Annotated in this window: 17 protein-coding genes; 8 read left to right on the top strand and 9 right to left on the bottom strand. The window is 70.3% G+C overall.

What is annotated here, in order from left to right; translation table 11 throughout:
* Window positions 1-12 precede the first annotated feature (12 nt).
* Both mltG and ACGFWE_RS21955 read right to left on the bottom strand, forming a co-directional pair.
* The gene (mltG, locus tag ACGFWE_RS21960) at window positions 13-864 is read right to left on the bottom strand and encodes an endolytic transglycosylase MltG (RefSeq protein ID WP_393601079.1); all 852 of its coding nucleotides are present in this window, start codon (window positions 862-864) and stop codon (window positions 13-15) included.
* Window positions 865-926: 62 nt separating this feature from the next.
* Window positions 927-2,783 (bottom strand): ABC transporter ATP-binding protein, encoded by a 1,857-nt coding sequence (locus tag ACGFWE_RS21955; RefSeq protein ID WP_393601077.1) that lies wholly within the window; start codon window positions 2,781-2,783, stop codon window positions 927-929.
* Between the two features lie 94 nt (window positions 2,784-2,877).
* Between ACGFWE_RS21955 and ACGFWE_RS21950 the strand changes: the two genes are divergently transcribed.
* A complete protein-coding gene (locus ACGFWE_RS21950; protein WP_352386727.1) occupies window positions 2,878-3,315 on the top strand; it encodes a MarR family transcriptional regulator in 438 nt (145 codons plus the stop codon).
* A gap of 63 nt (window positions 3,316-3,378) precedes the next feature.
* Here the strand turns inward: ACGFWE_RS21950 and ACGFWE_RS21945 are convergent, their stop codons facing one another.
* A complete protein-coding gene (locus ACGFWE_RS21945) occupies window positions 3,379-4,749 on the bottom strand; it encodes a cation:dicarboxylate symporter family transporter (RefSeq protein WP_393601075.1) in 1,371 nt (456 codons plus the stop codon).
* Between the two features lie 348 nt (window positions 4,750-5,097).
* Window positions 5,098-5,823: a hypothetical protein gene (locus ACGFWE_RS21940; RefSeq protein WP_393601073.1), complete on the bottom strand. Its 726-nt coding sequence runs from the start codon at window positions 5,821-5,823 to the stop codon at window positions 5,098-5,100.
* Between the two features lie 182 nt (window positions 5,824-6,005).
* Here ACGFWE_RS21940 and ACGFWE_RS21935 point away from each other — a divergent pair, with 182 nt between their 5' ends.
* The 4 genes from ACGFWE_RS21935 to ACGFWE_RS21920 all read left to right on the top strand — a co-directional run bounded on the left by ACGFWE_RS21935 (window position 6,006) and on the right by ACGFWE_RS21920 (window position 10,837).
* Window positions 6,006-7,874 carry an ABC transporter transmembrane domain-containing protein gene (locus tag ACGFWE_RS21935; protein WP_393601071.1) on the top strand — a complete coding sequence of 623 codons (1,869 nt, stop codon included), beginning with the start codon at window positions 6,006-6,008 and terminating at the stop codon, window positions 7,872-7,874.
* A complete protein-coding gene (locus ACGFWE_RS21930) occupies window positions 7,871-9,652 on the top strand; it encodes an ABC transporter ATP-binding protein (protein WP_393601069.1) in 1,782 nt (593 codons plus the stop codon). Before ACGFWE_RS21935 ends, ACGFWE_RS21930 begins: the two co-directional genes overlap by 4 nt.
* Before the next feature lie 363 nt (window positions 9,653-10,015).
* Window positions 10,016-10,486 (top strand): DUF5709 domain-containing protein, encoded by a 471-nt coding sequence (locus ACGFWE_RS21925; RefSeq protein ID WP_352386737.1) that lies wholly within the window; start codon window positions 10,016-10,018, stop codon window positions 10,484-10,486.
* Window positions 10,487-10,576: 90 nt separating this feature from the next.
* Window positions 10,577-10,837, top strand: a complete 261-nt coding sequence (locus ACGFWE_RS21920; protein ID WP_020118411.1) for a type B 50S ribosomal protein L31 — start codon at window positions 10,577-10,579, stop codon at window positions 10,835-10,837.
* Window positions 10,838-10,857: 20 nt separating this feature from the next.
* Here the strand turns inward: ACGFWE_RS21920 and ACGFWE_RS21915 are convergent, their stop codons facing one another.
* The gene (locus ACGFWE_RS21915) at window positions 10,858-11,652 is read right to left on the bottom strand and encodes a metal-dependent hydrolase (RefSeq protein ID WP_352386739.1); all 795 of its coding nucleotides are present in this window, start codon (window positions 11,650-11,652) and stop codon (window positions 10,858-10,860) included.
* Window positions 11,653-11,797: 145 nt separating this feature from the next.
* Between ACGFWE_RS21915 and ACGFWE_RS21910 the strand changes: the two genes are divergently transcribed.
* Together ACGFWE_RS21910 and ACGFWE_RS21905 are read left to right on the top strand one after the other, a co-directional pair.
* On the top strand, window positions 11,798-14,311 hold the full coding sequence (locus ACGFWE_RS21910) for a DEAD/DEAH box helicase (RefSeq protein WP_393601066.1): 2,514 nt from the start codon (window positions 11,798-11,800) through the stop codon (window positions 14,309-14,311).
* A 37-nt stretch (window positions 14,312-14,348) separates the two neighbouring features.
* Complete coding sequence (locus tag ACGFWE_RS21905; RefSeq protein ID WP_352386743.1) at window positions 14,349-15,215, top strand: acyl-CoA thioesterase II; 867 nt, start codon at window positions 14,349-14,351, stop codon at window positions 15,213-15,215.
* A gap of 23 nt (window positions 15,216-15,238) precedes the next feature.
* Here ACGFWE_RS21905 and ACGFWE_RS21900 read toward each other — a convergent pair whose 3' ends face one another.
* Window positions 15,239-16,120, bottom strand: a complete 882-nt coding sequence (locus ACGFWE_RS21900; protein WP_393601064.1) for a DUF6397 family protein — start codon at window positions 16,118-16,120, stop codon at window positions 15,239-15,241.
* 124 nt (window positions 16,121-16,244) lie between these two features.
* Entirely contained in the window at window positions 16,245-16,658 is a 414-nt protein-coding gene (locus tag ACGFWE_RS21895; RefSeq protein ID WP_352386747.1) for a roadblock/LC7 domain-containing protein, read from the bottom strand.
* 94 nt (window positions 16,659-16,752) lie between these two features.
* Between ACGFWE_RS21895 and ACGFWE_RS21890 the strand changes: the two genes are divergently transcribed.
* The gene (locus tag ACGFWE_RS21890; RefSeq protein ID WP_352386749.1) at window positions 16,753-17,181 is read left to right on the top strand and encodes a PPOX class F420-dependent oxidoreductase; all 429 of its coding nucleotides are present in this window, start codon (window positions 16,753-16,755) and stop codon (window positions 17,179-17,181) included.
* A 28-nt stretch (window positions 17,182-17,209) separates the two neighbouring features.
* Here the strand turns inward: ACGFWE_RS21890 and ACGFWE_RS21885 are convergent, their stop codons facing one another.
* Together ACGFWE_RS21885 and ACGFWE_RS21880 are read right to left on the bottom strand one after the other, a co-directional pair.
* Entirely contained in the window at window positions 17,210-17,815 is a 606-nt protein-coding gene (locus tag ACGFWE_RS21885; protein ID WP_352386751.1) for an ATP/GTP-binding protein, read from the bottom strand.
* Between the two features lie 147 nt (window positions 17,816-17,962).
* Window positions 17,963-18,376, bottom strand: a complete 414-nt coding sequence (locus ACGFWE_RS21880) for a DUF742 domain-containing protein (RefSeq protein WP_352386753.1) — start codon at window positions 18,374-18,376, stop codon at window positions 17,963-17,965.
* Window positions 18,377-18,398: the final 22 nt, after the last annotated feature.

Here is an 18,398-nt window from a genome sequence, read left to right as displayed (position 1 = left end):
ACACCGCCAAGGTCACCCCGTTCCGGCTGACTTGCTCTGGTTCTTGTTGAACTCGGCAACGTTGCGCCGGTGTTCGTCGAAGCTGTTCGTGAAGCGGGTGTCCCCCGTCTTCACCGTCACGAAGTACAGCCAGTCCCCCGGCGTCGGGTTGATCGCCGCGCGCATCGCGGCCTCGCCCGGATTGTCGATCGGGGTCGGCGGCAGCCCCATGCGCTGGTACGAGTTGTAGGGGCTGTCGATGCGCAGGTCGGCGCCGGTCGTCCGCAGCGTGGAGCGGTTCAGGGCGTAGTTGATGGTGGAGTCCATCTGCAACGGCATCCCGCGCTCCAGGCGGTTGAAGACGACCCGGGCCACCTTCCCCATGTCCGCCTCGGTCGCCGCCTCGGCCTGGACGATGCTCGCGATGGTGACGGCCTGGTAGACGTTCAAAGCGTTGCGCTGGGCGCCTGCCGCGACAGGGGCGCCGCTGAACTTCTTGTTCGCGGTGTCGACCATGAACGACAGCAGCGCCTCGGGCGTCGTCTTCCTCCCGTTGCGCTCCAGGGGATACGTCGCCGGGAAGAGATAACCCTCGGGATTGCCCTCCGCCTCGGCCGGCAGCCTGAGGTGCGCCTTGGCCAGGGATTTCTTGGCGGTGCCCGGAGGCCGGGCGAGGGCCTTGTCGACGGCGTCGTAGATCTGCCCGGCCCGCCAGCCCTCCGGGATCACCAGGGTGGTGGGCGCCTTCTCCCCCTCGCCCCGCAGGCTGAGCAGCGGCACCGCCACGGCGGTGCCGGCCACGACGGCCCCGGTCGCGATGAGGACGAGACGGCCCCGGCGCGTCAGTCGAATCGTGCTCCGTGGCGGAGGAGTGTTCCTGTACATGCGGGCACGGTAACCCGCATATCGTCATAAACCAGGCATATCTTCGGCTTGTCGGTTTTGGTTCAGCTGGTCGGTTCCAGTTGCGCGTCCTCATGCGCGGGGTCCCGTCGGGGATCCTCGTGCGCGGGGTCCAGTCGGGCGTCCCGGCGTACGAGCTCCGCGTACCGCCCTTCCTTCTCCAGCAGTTCCTCGTGCGTCCCGCGCTCGGCGACCTGACCGGAGTCGAGGACCACGATCTGGTCGGCGTTCCGGATGGTGGACAGGCGGTGCGCGATGGTGAGCGTGGTGCGGTTGGCCGACAGCGCGTCGATGGCCTCCTGCACGGCGTGCTCGGTACGGGTGTCCAGCGCACTGGTCGCCTCGTCCAGGATGAGGACGGGCGGGTCTCGCAGAATGGTCCGCGCGATGGCCAGGCGCTGCTTCTCACCACCGGAGAACCGGTGGCCGCGCTCGCCGACGACGGTGTCGTACCCGTCGGGCAGGGAGGCGATGTGGTCGTGGATCTGGGCCGCCCGCGCCGCCTGTTCGAGTTCCTCGTCGGTCGCGTCCGGCTTGGCGAAGCGCAGGTTGTCGGCGACCGAGGCGTGGAAGAGGTACGTCTCCTGCGAGACGACCCCGATGGCACGGGCCAGGGTGTCGAAGTCCAGGTCGCGGACGTCGACCCCGTCGAGGGTGACCCGGCCGCCCGTCACGTCGTAGAGCCGCGGGACCAGATAGCCGAGCGTGGACTTGCCGGCGCCGGTCGGGCCGACGACCGCGAGACTGCTGCCCGCGGGGACGTCGATGTCGATGCCGTCGAGGATGGGGCCGCCCTTGCCGTCGTACCGGAACTCGACGTTCTCCAGGCGGACCTCGCCCTTGACGTGGTCGAGGTGGACCGGGTCCTCGCGCTCGGTGATGTCGATCGGCAGGTCGAGGTACTCGAAGATGCGCTGGAAGAGCGCGAGCGAGGTCTGGATCTGGACGCCGGTCGACAGCAGGCTCACGGCCGGGCGGAACAGGCCCTGTTGGAGCGAGACGAAGGCGACGATGGTGCCGATGGAGATGTCGGGGCCGCCGGCCTGGAGGGCGATGCCCGCGGTCCAGTAGATGAAGGCGGGCATCGCCGACATGACGATCCCGATGACGGCCATGCGCCAGCGGCCGGCCATGTTCGACCGCACTTCGAGGTCGACCAGCCCCTCGGACTCGTCGGCGAAGGACCGGGTCAGTGAGTCGGAGCGGCCCATGGTGCGGCCGAGGAGGATGCCGCTGACGGAGAGCGACTCGGTGACGGTCGCGGCCATCGCGGCCATCTGCTTCTGGCGCTGGGTGGTGATCTTCTTGCGCTCGTTGCCGACGCGGCGGCTGATCCACACGAACACCGGGAGCAGGAGCAGCGAGACGACGGTCAGGCGCCAGTCGAGGGCGATCATCGCGACGATGGTGGCGATGACGCTGGTCAGGTTGGAGACCAGGGAGGTGGCCGTCGAGGTGACGGTGGCCTGCATGCCGCCGATGTCGTTGGCGATGCGGGACTGCACCTCGCCGGTGCGGGTGCGGGTGAAGAAGGCGAGCGACATGCGCTGCAGGCGGCCGTAGACCGCGGTGCGCAGATCGTGCATGACACGCTGGCCGACCGTCGTGGAGATCAGGGTCTGGAGCACGCCGAAGATGCCGGTGAGGACGGCACTGAGGATCATGCCCAGCGCGAGCAGGCTGAGCAGCCCGGTACGGCCCTGGGGGATGGCCACGTCCAGCGTTTCCTTCAGCAGGAAAGGGGTGGCCACGGTGACGAGGGAGGCGGCGGCGACCAGCAGGCCGACGACGGCGAGCTTCGCACGGTACGGCTTGAAGAGCCGGAGGATACGGCGCACCTGACGGGGCTGGTCGGTCGAGGTGCCGGGGGTGGGGGTCCAGTCGATGTGGTCGCGGGGCATGGTCTCCTACGGAAGGTGAGGTGATGCGGACTGACGGAGCCTAGCTCATTGTTACCTATGCTCACAATGAACCAGGTCCTGATATTGTTCCCGCATGACCACGCCAGATTCCGACAGCCTGCTCGCCGAGCAGTTGCTCAGGCTCACGCGCCGGGTGCACGGCATCCAGAAGCGCCAGCTCCATGAGCGCGGTCTCGGCGTGACCCCGGCCCAGTCCCGGCTGCTGCGCACCCTCGCGCACTGGGACACACCGCCCCGCATGGCCGATCTCGCGGAGCGGCTGGAGGTGGTGCCGCGTGCGGTGACCACGCTCGTCGACGGGCTGGAAGCGAGCGGCAAAGTGCGCCGGGTGCCCGATCCGGCCAATCGCCGGGTGATCCGCATCGAGCTGACCGAGGACGGGGTGAAGGTTCTTCAGGAACTGCACGCCGTACGCAGGGCGGCTGCGAAGGAGATCCTCGCTCCCCTGACGGACGAGCAGCGCCGAGCGCTCGGCGGGCTTCTGGACACACTGGTGGACACACACGGCTGAACAGACCGCGCCCACCGCTCCGTAATCCTGGAGCGGTGGGCGTGCTCTGTTCGGGTTCACCGGTCAGCCGGCCTCGGAGACCGCCGGCTCCCTTGCACTCCCGACCGGTAGGTCGGCGGGCGGCTCCGTCGCCACGGGCTCGACGGGCCCGCCGTCCAGCACCCTCTTGGCCTTGTCGATGTCCAGTGCCCCCTCCCAGCGGGAGACCGCGAAGACCGCGACACAGTTGCCGAGCAGGTTCGTCACGACGCGCATCGAGTCCATGATGCGGTCCACGCCGAGGAGCAGGGCGACAGCACCGGCGGGGATGGCGCCGAGCGAGGAGGCGGTCGCGGACAGGGCGAGGAAGGCAGAGCCGGGGATGCCCGCCATGCCCTTACTGGTCAGCATCAGGACCAGCACGACGGTGATCTGCTGACCCAGGCTCAGGTCGACGCCCACCGCCTGGGCGATGAACAGCGTGCCGATGGAGAGGTAGAGCGAGGCGCCGTCCAGGTTGAAGGAGTAACCGGTCGGCAGCACCAGACCCACGGCGTCGTCGCGGGCTCCGGCCTTGCGCAGCTTCTGCATCACGCGCGGCATGACGGACTCGGTGGACGCGGTGCCGAGCGCGAGGAGCATCTCCTCGCGGATGTAGCGCAGGAACTTCCACAGGCTCAGCCCGGTGACCGCCTTGAGCGCGACGGCGAGCAGCGCGATGAACAGGGCGGCGGCCGCGTAGCACAGGACGATCAGCTGGGCGTAGGTCTCGATGACGCCGAGGCCGTACTGACCGATCAGGACTGCCATCGCGCCGAAGACCGCGATCGGCGCGAGGCGCATGACGAAGCCGACGACCGCGAAGATGATCTCCTGGGCCTGCTCGACGGCGGGCAGCACCTGCGGGACCTTGGTGTGACCGAGGTGCAGCAGCGCGGCACCCACCAGACAGGCCAGGATGAGCACTTGGAGCAGGGAGTTCTCGGCGAAGGCGCCGATGAAACTGGTGGGCAGCGCGTTGACGATGAACTCGGTCGTCGAGGGCAGGTGGCCGCCGCCGGTCTTGGCGTCCACGGCCGCGGTGTCGAGCGTGGCCGGGTCGACGTGCATCCCCGAACCGGGCTGGACGATGTTGGCGGCGAGCAGGCCGATGATCAGCGCCAGGGTGCTCGCGACCTCGAACCAGATCAGCGCCTTGAGCCCGATCCGGCCGAACGCCTTCAGGTCACCGGCCTTGGCGATGCCGACGACGACCACGCAGAACACGAGCGGCGAGATGATCGTCTTGATGAGCCGGGTGAAGCCGTCGCCGAGCGGCTGGAGGTCCGAGGCGAAGCCGGGCCACAGCTTTCCGACGAGGACGCCGAGCACGAGCGCGCAGGCGACCTGCGCGAAGAGTGAGGTACGCAGTATGCGTGCGACACGTCGCGGCAGGGACGGGACGGACGGCGGCACGGGCACTCCTTGAGCGATGGGGACGTACAGAAGCCGGGGGGAAGACTTCTGCGATACGGAAAGCGGTTTCCGCGTCGATCACTCTGGAGGGACGGTTGATCACGCGCGAGACCGCCGCGTTTCGGCCGGGTAAATCACCTGTCCTGTGACGCATCGCACACCATGTGCCTCAGTAGGCCGTCGACACTGACCGACTCGTCGTTCGAGGCTTGCTGCCGAAGGCGGGGGCGGGTGACGACGTACCGGAGAGACGGCACCTTCGACGGCACCGCCGGGTACCGGTGTCGAGTGTCAGCACCCGGTCCGCGCCGAGGCCTCGCGCTCCGGGTGGCGCCTCCCCCGACGCCCTCAGTCCTTCAAGTCCGCCCTGTCTCCCATCACCACCACAGGACGCCGGTCCGGGTCGAGCGTGCGCAGCAGATACCGCATCGCCGACCTGGACACGCTCACACAGGCCGACGTACCGCTGCCATGGTCCATGTGCAGCCAGATTCCGCCGCCCTTGCCGTAACCCCCGGGCCGCGTCTGGTTGTTCGGCGGGGTGCCCGTGACCCGGTTGTAGTCGATGGCGATGACGTAGTCGAAGTCGTGCCAGTACGACCGTGGCCACCAGCGCGGGGCCGCGATGGCGGCGGACCTCGTGTACGGCAGCCGGGCCCCGGGGTCAGGGAGCGCGCCGCCCGCGTCGCTCAGCGTGAACACGCCGACGGGGCTGCGCCTGTCGCCCTCGCGGTGGTCGGTGGTCCAGCCCTTCTTGCCGTTGTGCGCGGGCCAGCCGCGGACCCGGTCCCAGACGGAACCGCGCTTGGTGTAGAGCACGACGGTGGCGTCCGGGGAGTCCTTGCCGTCGCCGTAGACCGCGACGACCTGGCGGGAGGACGCGGGGATGCGGCGCTGGAGACGGTCGCCGACGCCGGGGATACGGGTCGGTCGGTCCGCGGGTTTGCCGGCGACCTTCGCGGGGGCGCTGCCGGTGCCTGCCGAGCCCGGACCGCCGCATCCCCCCAGGGGGATCAGCAGCGCACCCAGGACCGTCGTCGTCACCACGGCACTCCGTGCGCCCGCACCTCGCATCGCTCCATCGTCGCACCGCGGGCGGGGGAAGGCCGATTCCACGAGCGCAGCCGGATCTGTCCGGCACGACGGAAAACCTGTTGCCTCCGACCACGCTCTGCCGCGAACCTTTCACGGTTTGCAGCCGCCGTGTGCGGCTCCCTCCCACCCCCCTGACACGAGCCACTGGGACGTCACACGTCATGCAGATCCAAGACCTTCCGTACCCCGACCCGGGAGTGCCGGACGCCCGCTCGGGCCCCCGGTTCCTGTGGTGGCTCTTCAGGAACCAGCTGGGCGGACAACTCAAGTCACTGGCCTGGGGACTGCTGCACTTCCTCTCCATCTCCGCACTGCCCTTCTGCGTCGGCGTGGCCATCCAGGCGGTCGTCGACCACTCCGGCCGCCGACTCGCCCTCGCGGGCGGCCTGTTGGCACTGTGCTGCGCCGGCAGCGCACTCGGCGACACCTTCCTGCACCGCACCGCCGTCACCAACTGGATCACGGCGGCCGCACGCGTCCAGCAACTCCTGGCCCACAAGGCCGCGAACCTGGGCTCCGCGCTGACCCGGCGGGTCGCGGCAGGCGAGGTCGTGGCCGTCTCCACCGGCGACGTCGAGAAGATCGGTTGGTTCGTGGAGGCCTGGTCACGGTTCACCGCGGCGGCGGTCACCATCGTCGTGGTCTGCGCCGGCCTGGTCGTCTACCAGCCGGCACTCGGCGGGGTGGTCGCCGTGGGCCTGCCCTTCCTGGCCCTCGCGGCACTGCCCCTGCTGCCCCGCGCGACCAAACGCGCCGACTTCCAGCGCGAGAAGGCCGGCCGCGCCACCGAACTGGCCTCCGACACCGTCGCCGGCCTACGGGTGCTGCGTGGCATCGGCGGCGAGGAACTCTTCCTCGACCGCTACCGCAAGGCCTCCCAGGAGGTCCGCCACGCGGCCGTGCGCAGCGCCCGGATGTGGTCCCTGATCGCCGCGATCCAGGTACTGCTGCCGGGGCTGCTGCTGATCGCGGTCGTCTGGTACGGCGTCCATCTGGCCCGGCAGGGCCGCGTGGAGATCGGCGAACTGGTCGCCGTCTACAGCTCCGTCATGATCCTCACCTATCCGCTGCGGCACTTCGAGGAGATCGCCATGGCGTACTCCTTCTCCCGGCCCTCGGCCACTCGGGCCGCCCGGGTGCTGTCGCTGGAGCGGGCCACGTCCGCCGAGGGCTCGCAGGACAGGGCCGGGGACGCCCTGCCGAGCGGGGATCTGTACGACCCGGCCACCGGTCTGCTCGCCCCTTCCGGCCGGCTCACCGCGGTGGTGTGCGGCGACCCGGACGTGGCGGGGCTGCTGGCCGAGCGCCTCGGCGGCCACCCCTCGGAGGAGGGCACGTCGGTACTGCTGGGCGGGGTGCCGCTGGACGAGCTGCCGCTCGGCTCGGCGCGCACGGCGATCCTGGTCCAGGACAAGGACCCGGTCCTGCTCTCCGGGACCCTGCGCGACCTGCTCGACGTGCCCGCCTCGGGTGCCGTCGGCGCCGAGGAGGCGCTCGCGGCCGCGCAGTGCGCGGACGTGCTGGCGGCCCTGGTCCAGGGATCCCTGGACACCGAGGACCCGATGGACGCGCGCATCACCGAACGCGGGCGGTCCCTCTCGGGCGGCCAGCGCCAGCGGCTCGCCCTGGCCCGGTCCCTGTTCACCGACCCGGAGGTGCTCGTCCTGGACGAACCGACCTCCGCCGTCGACTCGCACACCGAGGCACGGATCGCGCAGGGCGTGCGGGACCTGCGGGCCGGACGCACCACCGTGGTGTTCACCTCCTCGCCGCTGCTGCTGGACCACGCCGACCGCGTGGTGCTCGTGCACGAGGGCGAGGTCGTGGCGGTCGGCGTGCACCGCGAACTGGTCCGCAAGGAGCCGCGGTACCGGGCTGTCATCACTCGCGAGACCGACGAAGAGGCGGCCCTCGACGGCGTCCGGAACGAAGACGACGTACTCACTGAAGACGCTGTACTGAATGAAGACGCCGTACTGAACGAAGACGCCGTTCTGAACGAACTGGAAGAGATCGAGGAGACAGCATGATCGGCGTGGCGCCACCGGCCTACGACCCGGCGGCACCGACGACGGCGAACACCCTGCCCGTCGGAGCCACCGCGACCGTACGCGCCTACGTGGCCGAACTGTTCCACCGGCACCGCCGCGCCTTCGCGCTCCTCGTCGGCGTCAACACCGTCTCGGTGATGGCCTCCATGGTCGGCCCCTGGCTCCTCGGCGACCTCGTCGAGCGGGTGTCGGACGGGGCTCGCGAACTCCATCTGGAGCTGACGGCCGGGCTGTTCGTGATCGCACTGGTCGTGCAGGCCGTGTTCGTACGGCAGGTGAGGCTGCGCGGTTCGATGCTCGGCGAGCGCATGCTGGCCGACCTGCGCGAGGACTTCCTCGTGCGGGCGGTCGGCCTGCCGCCGGGTGTCCTGGAGCGGGCCGGGACCGGTGACCTGCTATCCCGTATCACCACGGACATCGACCGGCTCGGCAACGCGATGCGCGAGGCCGTGCCCCAGCTGGCGATCGGCGTGGTGTGGGCGGCCCTCCTGCTCGGCGGACTTGTGATCACCGCGCCGGCCCTGGCCGCTGCTGTGCTGCTCGCCCTGCCGCTGCTGGTGGTCGGTTGCCGCTGGTACTTCAAACGGGCGCCCTCGGCCTACCGCTCGGAGGCCGCCGGGTACGCCGCCGTGGCCGCCGCGCTCGCGGAGACCGTGGACGCCGGACGCACCGTCGAGGCGCACCGGCTGAGCGCGCGCCGCATCGCGCTGTCGGAGCGGCGGATCAAGGAGTGGACGGCCTGGGAGCGGTACACGCTGTGGCTGCGGTCGGTGCTCTTCCCGTGCATCAACGTCAGCCACGTGATGATCCTTTCGTCGGTGCTGATGGTCGGCGGGGTGTTCGTCCTCCACGGCTGGATCGGGGTCGGCCAGCTGACGACCGGCGCGCTGATCGCCCAGATGCTGGTCGATCCGGTCGGGCTGATCCTGCGCTGGTACGACGAGCTGCAGGTGGCCCAGGTGTCGCTGGCCCGGCTGGTCGGAGTCCGGGACATCGAGCCGGCCGGCGCGGACTCCGGGCTCGCGCCCGAGGGGCGGGACGTCCACGCGGACCGGGTGCACTTCGGCTACCGGGAGGGCGTGGACGTCCTGCGCGAGGTGTCCCTTCAGGTCGCGCCCGGCACCAGGCTGGCGCTGGTCGGCCCGTCGGGTGCAGGCAAGTCCACCCTGGGCAGGCTGCTGGCCGGCATCTACGCGCCCCGGGACGGCCGGATCACCCTCGGCGGGGCCGAGCTGTCCCGGATGTCCGCCGAACGGGTCCGTGAGCACGTGGCCCTCGTCAACCAGGAGCACCACGTCTTCGTGGGCTCCCTGCGCGACAACCTCCTGCTCGCCCGGACAGACGCCACGGACGCCGAGCTCTGGGCGGCCCTCGGCGCGGTCGACGCGGACGGATGGGTGCGGGCGCTCGACGACGGCCTGGACACCGAGGTCGGCTCCGGCGGACTCACCGTCACACCGGCCCAGGCTCAGCAGGTCGCCCTGGCCCGGCTGGTGCTGGCCGACCCGCACACGCTGGTCCTGGACGAGGCGACGTCGCTGCTGGATCCCCGGGCGGCCCGTCACCTGGAACGCTCCCTGGCCCGCGTCCTCGACGGCCGCACCGTGGTCGCCATCGCCCACCGCCTGCACACCGCCCACGACGCGGACGTCATCGCCGTCGTCGAGAACGGCCGCATCAGCGAACTGGGCAGCCATGAGGAACTGGTCGCGGCGGACGGGGCGTATGCGGCGTTGTGGAGGTCTTGGCACGGGTGAGGGGAAGCCGGGGCGGGGTGAGTGTCTGGGTGCGTCCTGTGCGTCCTGTGCCAGGTGCTGGGGGGTGTTCGGGCGCACTGCAGGCCGTGCCCCCGCGAAGCCCGATGCAGCCATGCACCCGGCTCCGGACCAGGGCGCGGCCCACACCCCGGCCCCCCGCACAACCCCCGCTCCAGCGAGCGCAGCGACCACGTGGCGTTGCGCAGTGCCGAATGGGGGTGGAAGGCTGGACAGCAGCACAGGCTCAGGGAGCGCTCGCGGACGGCACGGTTCGACGGCGGGCGCGGCAAGTGCCCCGTGAGCCCGTGGTCCGCCCCGGGCCGCGGGAGGACCGGGTCCGTCCCCCTTCACCTGGAGGTACCCGTGGAAAGCTCCGACGGATGGGGAGACGACGTCTACCAGCCCGACGACTCCGAGATCCAGGACGACGCGGGTCTGCTCGACGCGGAGGACACCCTGGAGGACGACGGAGTCGGTGACCCCCTCGACCGCGGCTGGTCCCCGCCGGAGCGACCGTGGGCGGTGGAGCACAGCGGTGTGACGGCCGCGGAGCGCCGGCAGGGCGAGACGCTGGACCAACGACTCGCCGAGGAGACGCCCGACCTCGCGCCGGCCGACGGTGACGGCATCGGTGACTGCGACGGCACCGACGGCGAGCTCCTGGACAACGAGGTCGGCGCGCTGCGTTCCGGCCGTCTCGTGGCTCCCGACGAAGGGGCTCACGAGGACGAGGAGAGCGCGCTGATCGCCACGGACGTCGGCATCGACGGTGCCGCCGCGTCCGCGGAGGAGGCCGCGATGCACATCGTCGACGAGGAGTACCTGCCCGGCTGACCGCTGCGGCCGCCCGGCCGCTTCCGGACCGCCCACCCCGTCCACCGTCGCACCGCCAGTGCCGTATTCCGCGCCTCCCGAGGAGCAGCCATGCAGCAGGACAAGCACCCCGACTACCACGAGGTCGTCTTCCGCGACCGCTCCGCCGGCTACGCCTTCCTGACCAGGTCGACCGCCACCAGCGACCAGACCATCGAGTGGGACGACGGCGAGACCTACCCGGTGGTGGACGTGGAGATCTCCTCCGAAAGCCACCCCTTCTACACCGGCAAGGCGCGGACGGTGGACTCGGAGGGACGCGTGGCCGCCTTCGAACGGCGCTACGGAGGCGGGACCGGTCAGGGCAGCTGACAGGGGACTGCGGCGACCCGTCAGATGAAGTTGAGGGCCGCCGCGCAGCCCACTCCCCCGAGCAGCATGAACGCCGGCATCAGCACCTTCAGCTCGACCCAGCTGCCCGCCCGGAAGCGCATGACCTTGGGCGGGCCGATCGGGTACCAGCGCTTGCGGCCCAGCGGGATCGGCCACAGGATCGGGCAGCCGGAGACCGTCAGCGCGTCCCCGATGTCGTGCACGAGCGCGCCCAGCACGACCGGCAGCCCCAGCCACAGGTACTCCTGGCCCGGCTGCGTGAACAGCCAGTCCGAACCGTTGCCCGGCTTGTCCAGGACGCCCGCGACGATCCAGGCGCTGGCCGCGGCCAGCAGCCAGACCAGGACGTCCGCGCTGGAGCCGCGGGTCGCCCGCCACAGCAGGCCCTCGATCGCCAGCACCATGTGCACGAAGAGGATCGCCAGCACCGCCCAGCGGCCACCGGTGATCGCCGCCACCGAGCAGCCCGCGCCGATCAGCACCGCCCACAGCCAGGTGTGGGTGAGCGTGCGGTGCCCGCCGGAGCGACGCGGGTCGCCCTGCTTCCTGGTGGCCTTGTAGACGGCGTACGAGAGCTTGTCGACGATCTCGCACAGGGCCCATGAGATCGGCCCGAAGGCCCGCGAGATCGTGGCCGCCTTGTGGTCGAGGTCGGGAGCGAGCGCGGCGCCCGCGCAGATCAGGGCTCCGGCCAGCAGCACGGGCCACGGCATGGTGTGCCCCGTGGCGGCGGCGGCCGCTCCTACGCCCAGCCAGGCCGCGGCGCCCGACAGTGAGTGTGCAGGTCCCATCATCGGCGTTGATCGCCCCGTTCCTCTTGTGCCACTGTCCAGTTGACCGGCTGCGCTGACGCTCCGTCGGCGACACAGCGTACTGGTCGTGATCTTCGGCCTCGCATCCGATTCCCCCATCGGGCATCCGGGCAGGCAAGATGGGTGGGTGACCCTCATCGATCAGCTGCCGCCGACCGCCGACCCCGACGCCCTCTACGAAGCCTTCGAGTCGTGGGCCGAGGAGCGGGGTCTGACGCTCTACCCCCATCAGGAGGAGGCGCTGATCGAGGTGGTCTCCGGCGCGAACGTGATCGTGTCGACGCCCACCGGGTCGGGCAAGAGCATGATCGCGGCGGGTGCGCACTTCGCCGCCCTCGCCCGTGACGAGGTCACCTTCTACACCGCGCCCATCAAGGCGCTCGTGTCCGAGAAGTTCTTCGAGCTGTGCAAGATGTTCGGCACGGAGAACGTCGGCATGCTGACCGGCGACGCCTCCGTCAACGCCGACGCTCCCGTCATCTGCTGCACCGCCGAGGTGCTCGCGTCGATCGCGCTGCGCGACGGCAAGAACGCGGACGTCGGCCAGGTCGTCATGGACGAGTTCCACTTCTACGCCGAGGCGGACCGCGGCTGGGCCTGGCAGATCCCGATCCTGGAGCTGCCCCAGGCGCAGTTCGTCCTGATGTCGGCCACGCTGGGCGATGTCTCGATGTTCGAGAAGGACCTGACCCGGCGCACCGGCCGGCCGACGTCGCTGGTCCGCTCGGCGACCCGGCCCGTGCCGCTCTCCTACGAGTACAAGTTCAGCCCGCTCACCGAGACGCTGACGGAACTCCTGGAGACCAAGCAGGCGCCGGTGTACATCGTGCACTTCACGCAGGCGCAGGCCGTGGAGCGGGCGCAGGCGCTGATGAGCATCAACATGTGCACGCGCGAGGAGAAGGACCGGATCGCCGACCTGATCGGCAACTTCCGCTTCACCACCAAGTTCGGCCGCAACCTCTCCCGTTACGTCCGGCACGGCATCGGCGTCCATCACGCCGGCATGCTGCCCAAGTACCGGCGGCTGGTGGAGAAACTCGCGCAGGCCGGTCTGCTGAAGGTCATCTGCGGGACGGACACCCTCGGCGTCGGTGTCAACGTGCCCATTCGCACGGTGCTGTTCACGGCGCTGACCAAGTACGACGGCAACCGCGTCCGCACCCTGCGCGCCCGCGAGTTCCACCAGATCGCCGGCCGCGCCGGCCGGGCCGGCTACGACACGGCGGGCTTCGTCGTCGCCCAGGCTCCCGAGCACGTCATCGAGAACGAGAAGGCGCTCAACAAGGCGGGCGACGACCCGAAGAAGCGCCGCAAGGTCGTGCGCAAGAAGGCGCCCGAGGGGTTCGTCGGCTGGACGGAGAACACCTTCGAGAAGCTGATCACCTCCGATCCGGAGCCGCTGATGTCCCGCTTCCGGGTCACGCACACGATGCTGCTCTCGGTGATCGCCCGTCCCGGCAACGCCTTCGCGGCCATGCGGCACCTCCTGGAGGACAACCACGAGCCGCGCAAGCAGCAGCTGAAGCACATCCGGCGGGCGATCGCCATCTACCGCTCGCTGCTGGACGGCGGCATCGTCGAGAAGCTCGACGAGCCCGACGCCTCCGGCCGCATCGTCCGCCTCACCGTGGACCTGCAGCAGGACTTCGCGCTCAACCAGCCGCTGTCCACGTTCGCGCTCGCCGCGTTCGAACTGCTCGACCCCGAATCGCCCTCCTACGCCCTGGACATGGTGTCCGTCGTGGAGTCCACGCTGGACGACCCCCGGCAGATCCTCGCGGCCCAGCTGAACAAGGCCAAGGGCGAGGCTGTGGCCGCGATGAAGGCGGACGGTGTCGAGTACGAGGAGCGCATGGAACGCCTCCAGGACATCACGTACCCGAAGCCCCTGGAGGAGCTGCTCTTCCACGCCTACGACACCTACCGCAAGAGCCACCCCTGGGTCGGCGACCATCCGCTCTCCCCGAAGTCCGTCATCCGCGACATGTACGAACGGGCTTTGACCTTCACGGAGTTGGTCTCCCTCTACGACCTCGCCCGCACCGAGGGCATCGTCCTGCGCTACCTGGCCAGCGCCTACAAGGCGCTCGACCACAACATCCCTGACGACATCAAGTCCGAGGACCTGCAGGACCTGATCGAATGGCTCGGCGAGACGGTCCGCCAGGTCGACTCCAGCCTGCTGGACGAGTGGGAGCAGCTCGCCAACCCGGAGGTGATGACCGCCGAGGAGGCCCAGGAGAAGGCCGACGAGGTCAAGCCCGTCACCGCCAACGCGCGCGCCTTCCGCGTCCTGGTCCGCAACGCCCTGTTCCGCCGCGTCGAACTCGCCGCCCTGGACCAGGTCGAAGAGCTCGGTGAGATGGACGGCGAGGCCGGCTGGGACGCCGACAGGTGGGGCGAGGCGATGGACAAGTACTGGGACGAGTACGACGACCTCGGCACCGGCCCCGACGCCCGCGGCCCCAAGCTGCTGCAGATCGAGGAGGAGCCGCAGAACCGGCTGTGGCGCGTCCGGCAGACCTTCGCCGACCCGAACGGCGACCACGACTGGGGCATCAGCGCGGAGATCGACCTCACCGCCTCCGACGCGGAGGGCCGTGCGGTCGTCCGGGTCACCGACGTCGGCCAGCTGTGAGCCATGGACCGGCTGTGAACACAGGAGAATCCCACCCATGACGAACCCGGCCGAGAGGCTCGTCGACCTGCTCGACCTGGAGCAGATCGAGGTCAACATCTTCCGTGGCCGCAGTCCGCACGAATCCCTCCAGCGGGTCTTCGGCGGCCAGGTGGCGGGCCAGGCGCTGGTCGCCGCCGCACGCACCACGGACGGCGAGCGTCCGGTGCACTCGCTGCACGCGTACTTCCTGCGCCCGGGCCGGCCCGGCGTACCGATCGTGTACCAGGTCGAGCGGGTGCGCGACGGGCGGTCGTTCACCACCCGCCGGGTCACCGCGGTGCAGCAGGGCCGCACGATCTTCAATCTCACCGCCTCCTTTCACAAGCCTGAGGAAGGTCCCTTCGAGCACCAGCTGCCTCCCGCCCGCAAGGTCCCGCCGCCGGAGTCCCTGCCGACGGTCGGCGACGAGATCCGGGAGCATCTGGGCGAACTGCCCGAGCAGTTGGAGCGGATGGCGCGCCGCCAGCCCTTCGACATCCGGTATGTGGACCGGCTGCGGTGGAGCGCCGAGGAGGTCAAGGACGCCGAGCCGCGCAGCGCGGTGTGGATGCGTGCGGTCGGGCCGCTCGGGGACGACCCGGTCGTGCACACCTGCGCGCTGACCTACGCGAGCGACATGACTCTCCTGGACGCCGTCCGCCTCCCGGTCCAGCCCCTGTGGGGCCCGCGGAGCTTCGACATCGCGTCGCTGGACCACGCCATGTGGTTCCACCGGCCGTTCCGCACGGACGAGTGGTTCCTGTACGACCAGGAGTCGCCGATCGCCACGGGTGGCCGCGGTCTGGCCCGTGGCCGGATCTACGACCTGGAGGGACGTCTGCTGGTGTCCGTCGTCCAGGAGGGTCTGTTCCGGCCGCTGTAGGTCAGGCGTAGGTCAGGCGTAGGTCAGGCGCTTCTGCGGCGGAGCCAGCCCAGCAGCCCGCGGGACGGTTCCTGCGGCGCCGGCTCCCCCGGGGGCAGTGTGGGCGGTGCCTGCCGGGTTGCCGGGCGTGGCGCGGGACGGAACCGGCGCGCGTCGGCCAGGACTTGGGCCAGCTCGGTCCTCAGCCATGCGATCTCGGCCGGGTCGTCCGCCGTCATGATCTTCTCGCTGAGGTGGGCGGCGGGTGAGCCCTGCGCCCCGTGCGCGGGCGGTCCCGGCCGGAAGCGGCCCAGGTGGGACCGCTCGTAGGGGTCCGGGACGAGCTCCGCGACTTGGACGGGGCCGAGGAACGCGGCGAGGGCTCCGGCGCTCTCCCAGGGGTCTTCGGCCAGGCGCAGCAGGAAGCCGCGGTGGCGTCCGCGCCAGTTGCGGGCGCGCAGGTCCACGCCCTCGTCCAGCATGTCGCGCAACCCCTCGGGCAGACGCCGCGCGGTCAGCAGCGGGGTGTTCTCTTCGACTGCCGTGAGCTCCTCCAGTTCGTCGGCCAGATACAGCCACACGACGGCCCGATACCGGTTCAGATAGAAGCGCACCGGCGAGAACAGGCCGAGGCGTGCCAGGCGGGTGAACCTGCCGACGGAGATCTTCATGGCCTCCGCGCCCTCGGTGGTGCCCACGAGTCGTACGCGTTGACGCAGTGCGTCGGGGAAGCCGTCCGTGGCTCGCAGCCGGTCGATCTCGGACCGGCTGACGCGTCGGCCTCCGCCCCCTTCGTCGGGCACCGTCCGGATCTGGCCGAGGTGTACGGCAAGGTCGAATTCGCTTCGCTTGAGGCCCAGTTCCCGCGCGGCGCGGCTGGGGGTGTAGGCGTTGCGCTGGAATGGCGTGATGGTGTTGCTCGTCATGGTCGCTCCCCCGTGGAGTCGTCGCTCACGCTGTGTGCGTTCGCCGTGACAGAAACCGTAGCCGGTGGGGCGGGATGCGTGGCGAGCCTGTGGATAACTCCAGCGGGTCGAATAAAACCCCAGGTCAGAGGTCTGTCGCCGGGCTCCGCTCGGGCCGGCGGGCGTCCACGTCGAGGTGCTCGCCGACCCGGTTGACGAGCAGGGTCATCTCGTAGGCGATCCGGCCGATGTCGGCGTCGGAGCCGCTGAGCACGCACAGACAGCTGCCGGTGCCCGCCGCGGTGACGAACAGCACCGCGTCGTCGAACTCGATCATCGTCTGCCGTACCTTGCCCGCGCCGAAGTGGCGCCCGGAGCCCTTGGCCAGGCTGTGCAGTCCGGACGACACGGCGGCGAGATGGTCCGCGTCCTCACGGCGCAGTCCGGTGCTGGCGCCTGTCACCAGCCCGTCGTTGGACAGCACCAACGCGTGCCGCACATGGTCGACGCGCTCGGTCAGATCGTCCAGCAGCCGGCCGAGCCCCTGCTTCTGCGGCATGTGTCCCGTCTCCCCGTGTGACGTCTCCTCCTGCCCGGAGGATCTCCCAGCAAGCCTTCCCCACGACCGTCAACGGGGCAAGGAGAATGGGGACATGGCACAGAAGATGACCGATGAGCAATGGCGGGAGTTCGTCTCGCACGGCACCCGCACCGGCAAGTTGTCGACCGTCCGGGCCGACGGGAGCCCGCATGTGGCGCCGATCTGGTTCGTTCTCGACGGCGACGACCTGGTGTTCAACACCGGAAAGGAGACGGTGAAGGGGCGCAATCTGGCGCGGGACGGGCGGGTCGCCCTGTGCGTGGACGACGACCGGCCGCCCTTCGCCTATGTGGTGCTGCAGGGCCGGGCCCGGCTGTCGGAGGATCTCGACGAGGTCCGGCACTGGGCCGGGCGGATCGGGGCGCGCTACATGGGCGAGGAACGGGCCGAGGAGTTCGGTGCCCGCAACGGCGTTCCGGGGGAGCTCCTCGTCCGTGTGAGTATCGACCGGGTGCTGGCGGAGAGGGACCTCGCGGAGTGACCTGCCGGTGGGCCGGCTCCGGCCGAGGTCAGCCCACCGAGTCGAGGAGCCGGGCGGTGTGCATCCGCCCGGCGTACTCGACCAGCCGGATCAGCACCTCCTTGCCCGAGTCTCGGTCCCGTGCGTCGCACAGCACCACAGGTGTGCCCTGGTCGAGGTCGAGGGCGCGCGAGACGTCGTGGGCGCCGTAACTCCTGGCTCCGGCGAAGCAGTTGACGGCCACCACGAACGGGATGTGCCGGTGCTCGAAGTAGTCCACGGCGGGGAAACAGTCCTCCAGGCGCCGGGTGTCCGCGAGGACTACGGCACCCAGGGCCCCTTGCGACAACTCGTCCCACAGGAACCAGAAGCGGTCCTGTCCCGGGGTGCCGAAGAGATAGAGCGACAGGCCGGAGCGGATGGTGATCCGCCCGAAGTCCATGGCGACCGTGGTGGTGACCTTCTGGTCCACGCCATCGGTGTCGTCCACCAACTGCCCGGCCTCGCTCAGCAGTTCCTCCGTGCGCAGCGGCCTGATCTCGCTGACCGCGCCGACCAGGGTGGTCTTGCCCACGCCGAACCCGCCGGCGACCAGTATCTTCAGCGCGAGGGCGGTCGTGTCGCCGCCCTGGGCGTCGGAGTTCTCGGAGACCATCGATCACTTCTCTCGGGAGGGCCGGCATCGGGCGGTGACGTCGGTACGGGGTGGCGAAGGCAGCATCGGTCGCGAAGGCAGCATCATGACAACTGGGACTCCCCTTCGAGGGGTTGGGCCGCTTATTGCCCGGTTCTGAACGTTCATCTACAGAGCCCGGAGCCCTTCGATCACCTCGCGCAGAATCCGTTCGTCGGGCAGCTGCGCGGGCGGCACCGGACGACTGACGGTGACGCAGCCGAGTTCCAGGAGGTCCCCCAGGAGCACCCTGACCACGCCAACGGGCAGGTCGGCGCCCGCCGAGAGTTCCGCCACCGACTGCGTCTCCGTGCGGCACAGGTCGATCAGGGCCCGGTGCTCCGGTCCGAGCGCCGTGTCGTCACCGGCCCCGGGCGCGCCGGCGTCGAGGGTGACGAGGGCGATCAGATCGAAGCGCACCCCGGTGGGGCCGGGTTTGGTGCGTCCGCCCGTCATCGCGTAGGGGCGGACGAGGGGCCCGGCCTCGCCGTCGTACCACTGGCTGCCCTGTTCGAACGGGACGCCCGCCATGTCCTCCGTCATCGGAGCCGACCGCCCTTCGTTC

This window comes from Streptomyces sp. NPDC048523, assembly GCF_043199815.1.
Classification (GTDB): Bacteria; Actinomycetota; Actinomycetes; order Streptomycetales; family Streptomycetaceae; genus Streptomyces.
This window is presented reverse-complemented; position numbering and strand designations above follow the sequence as displayed.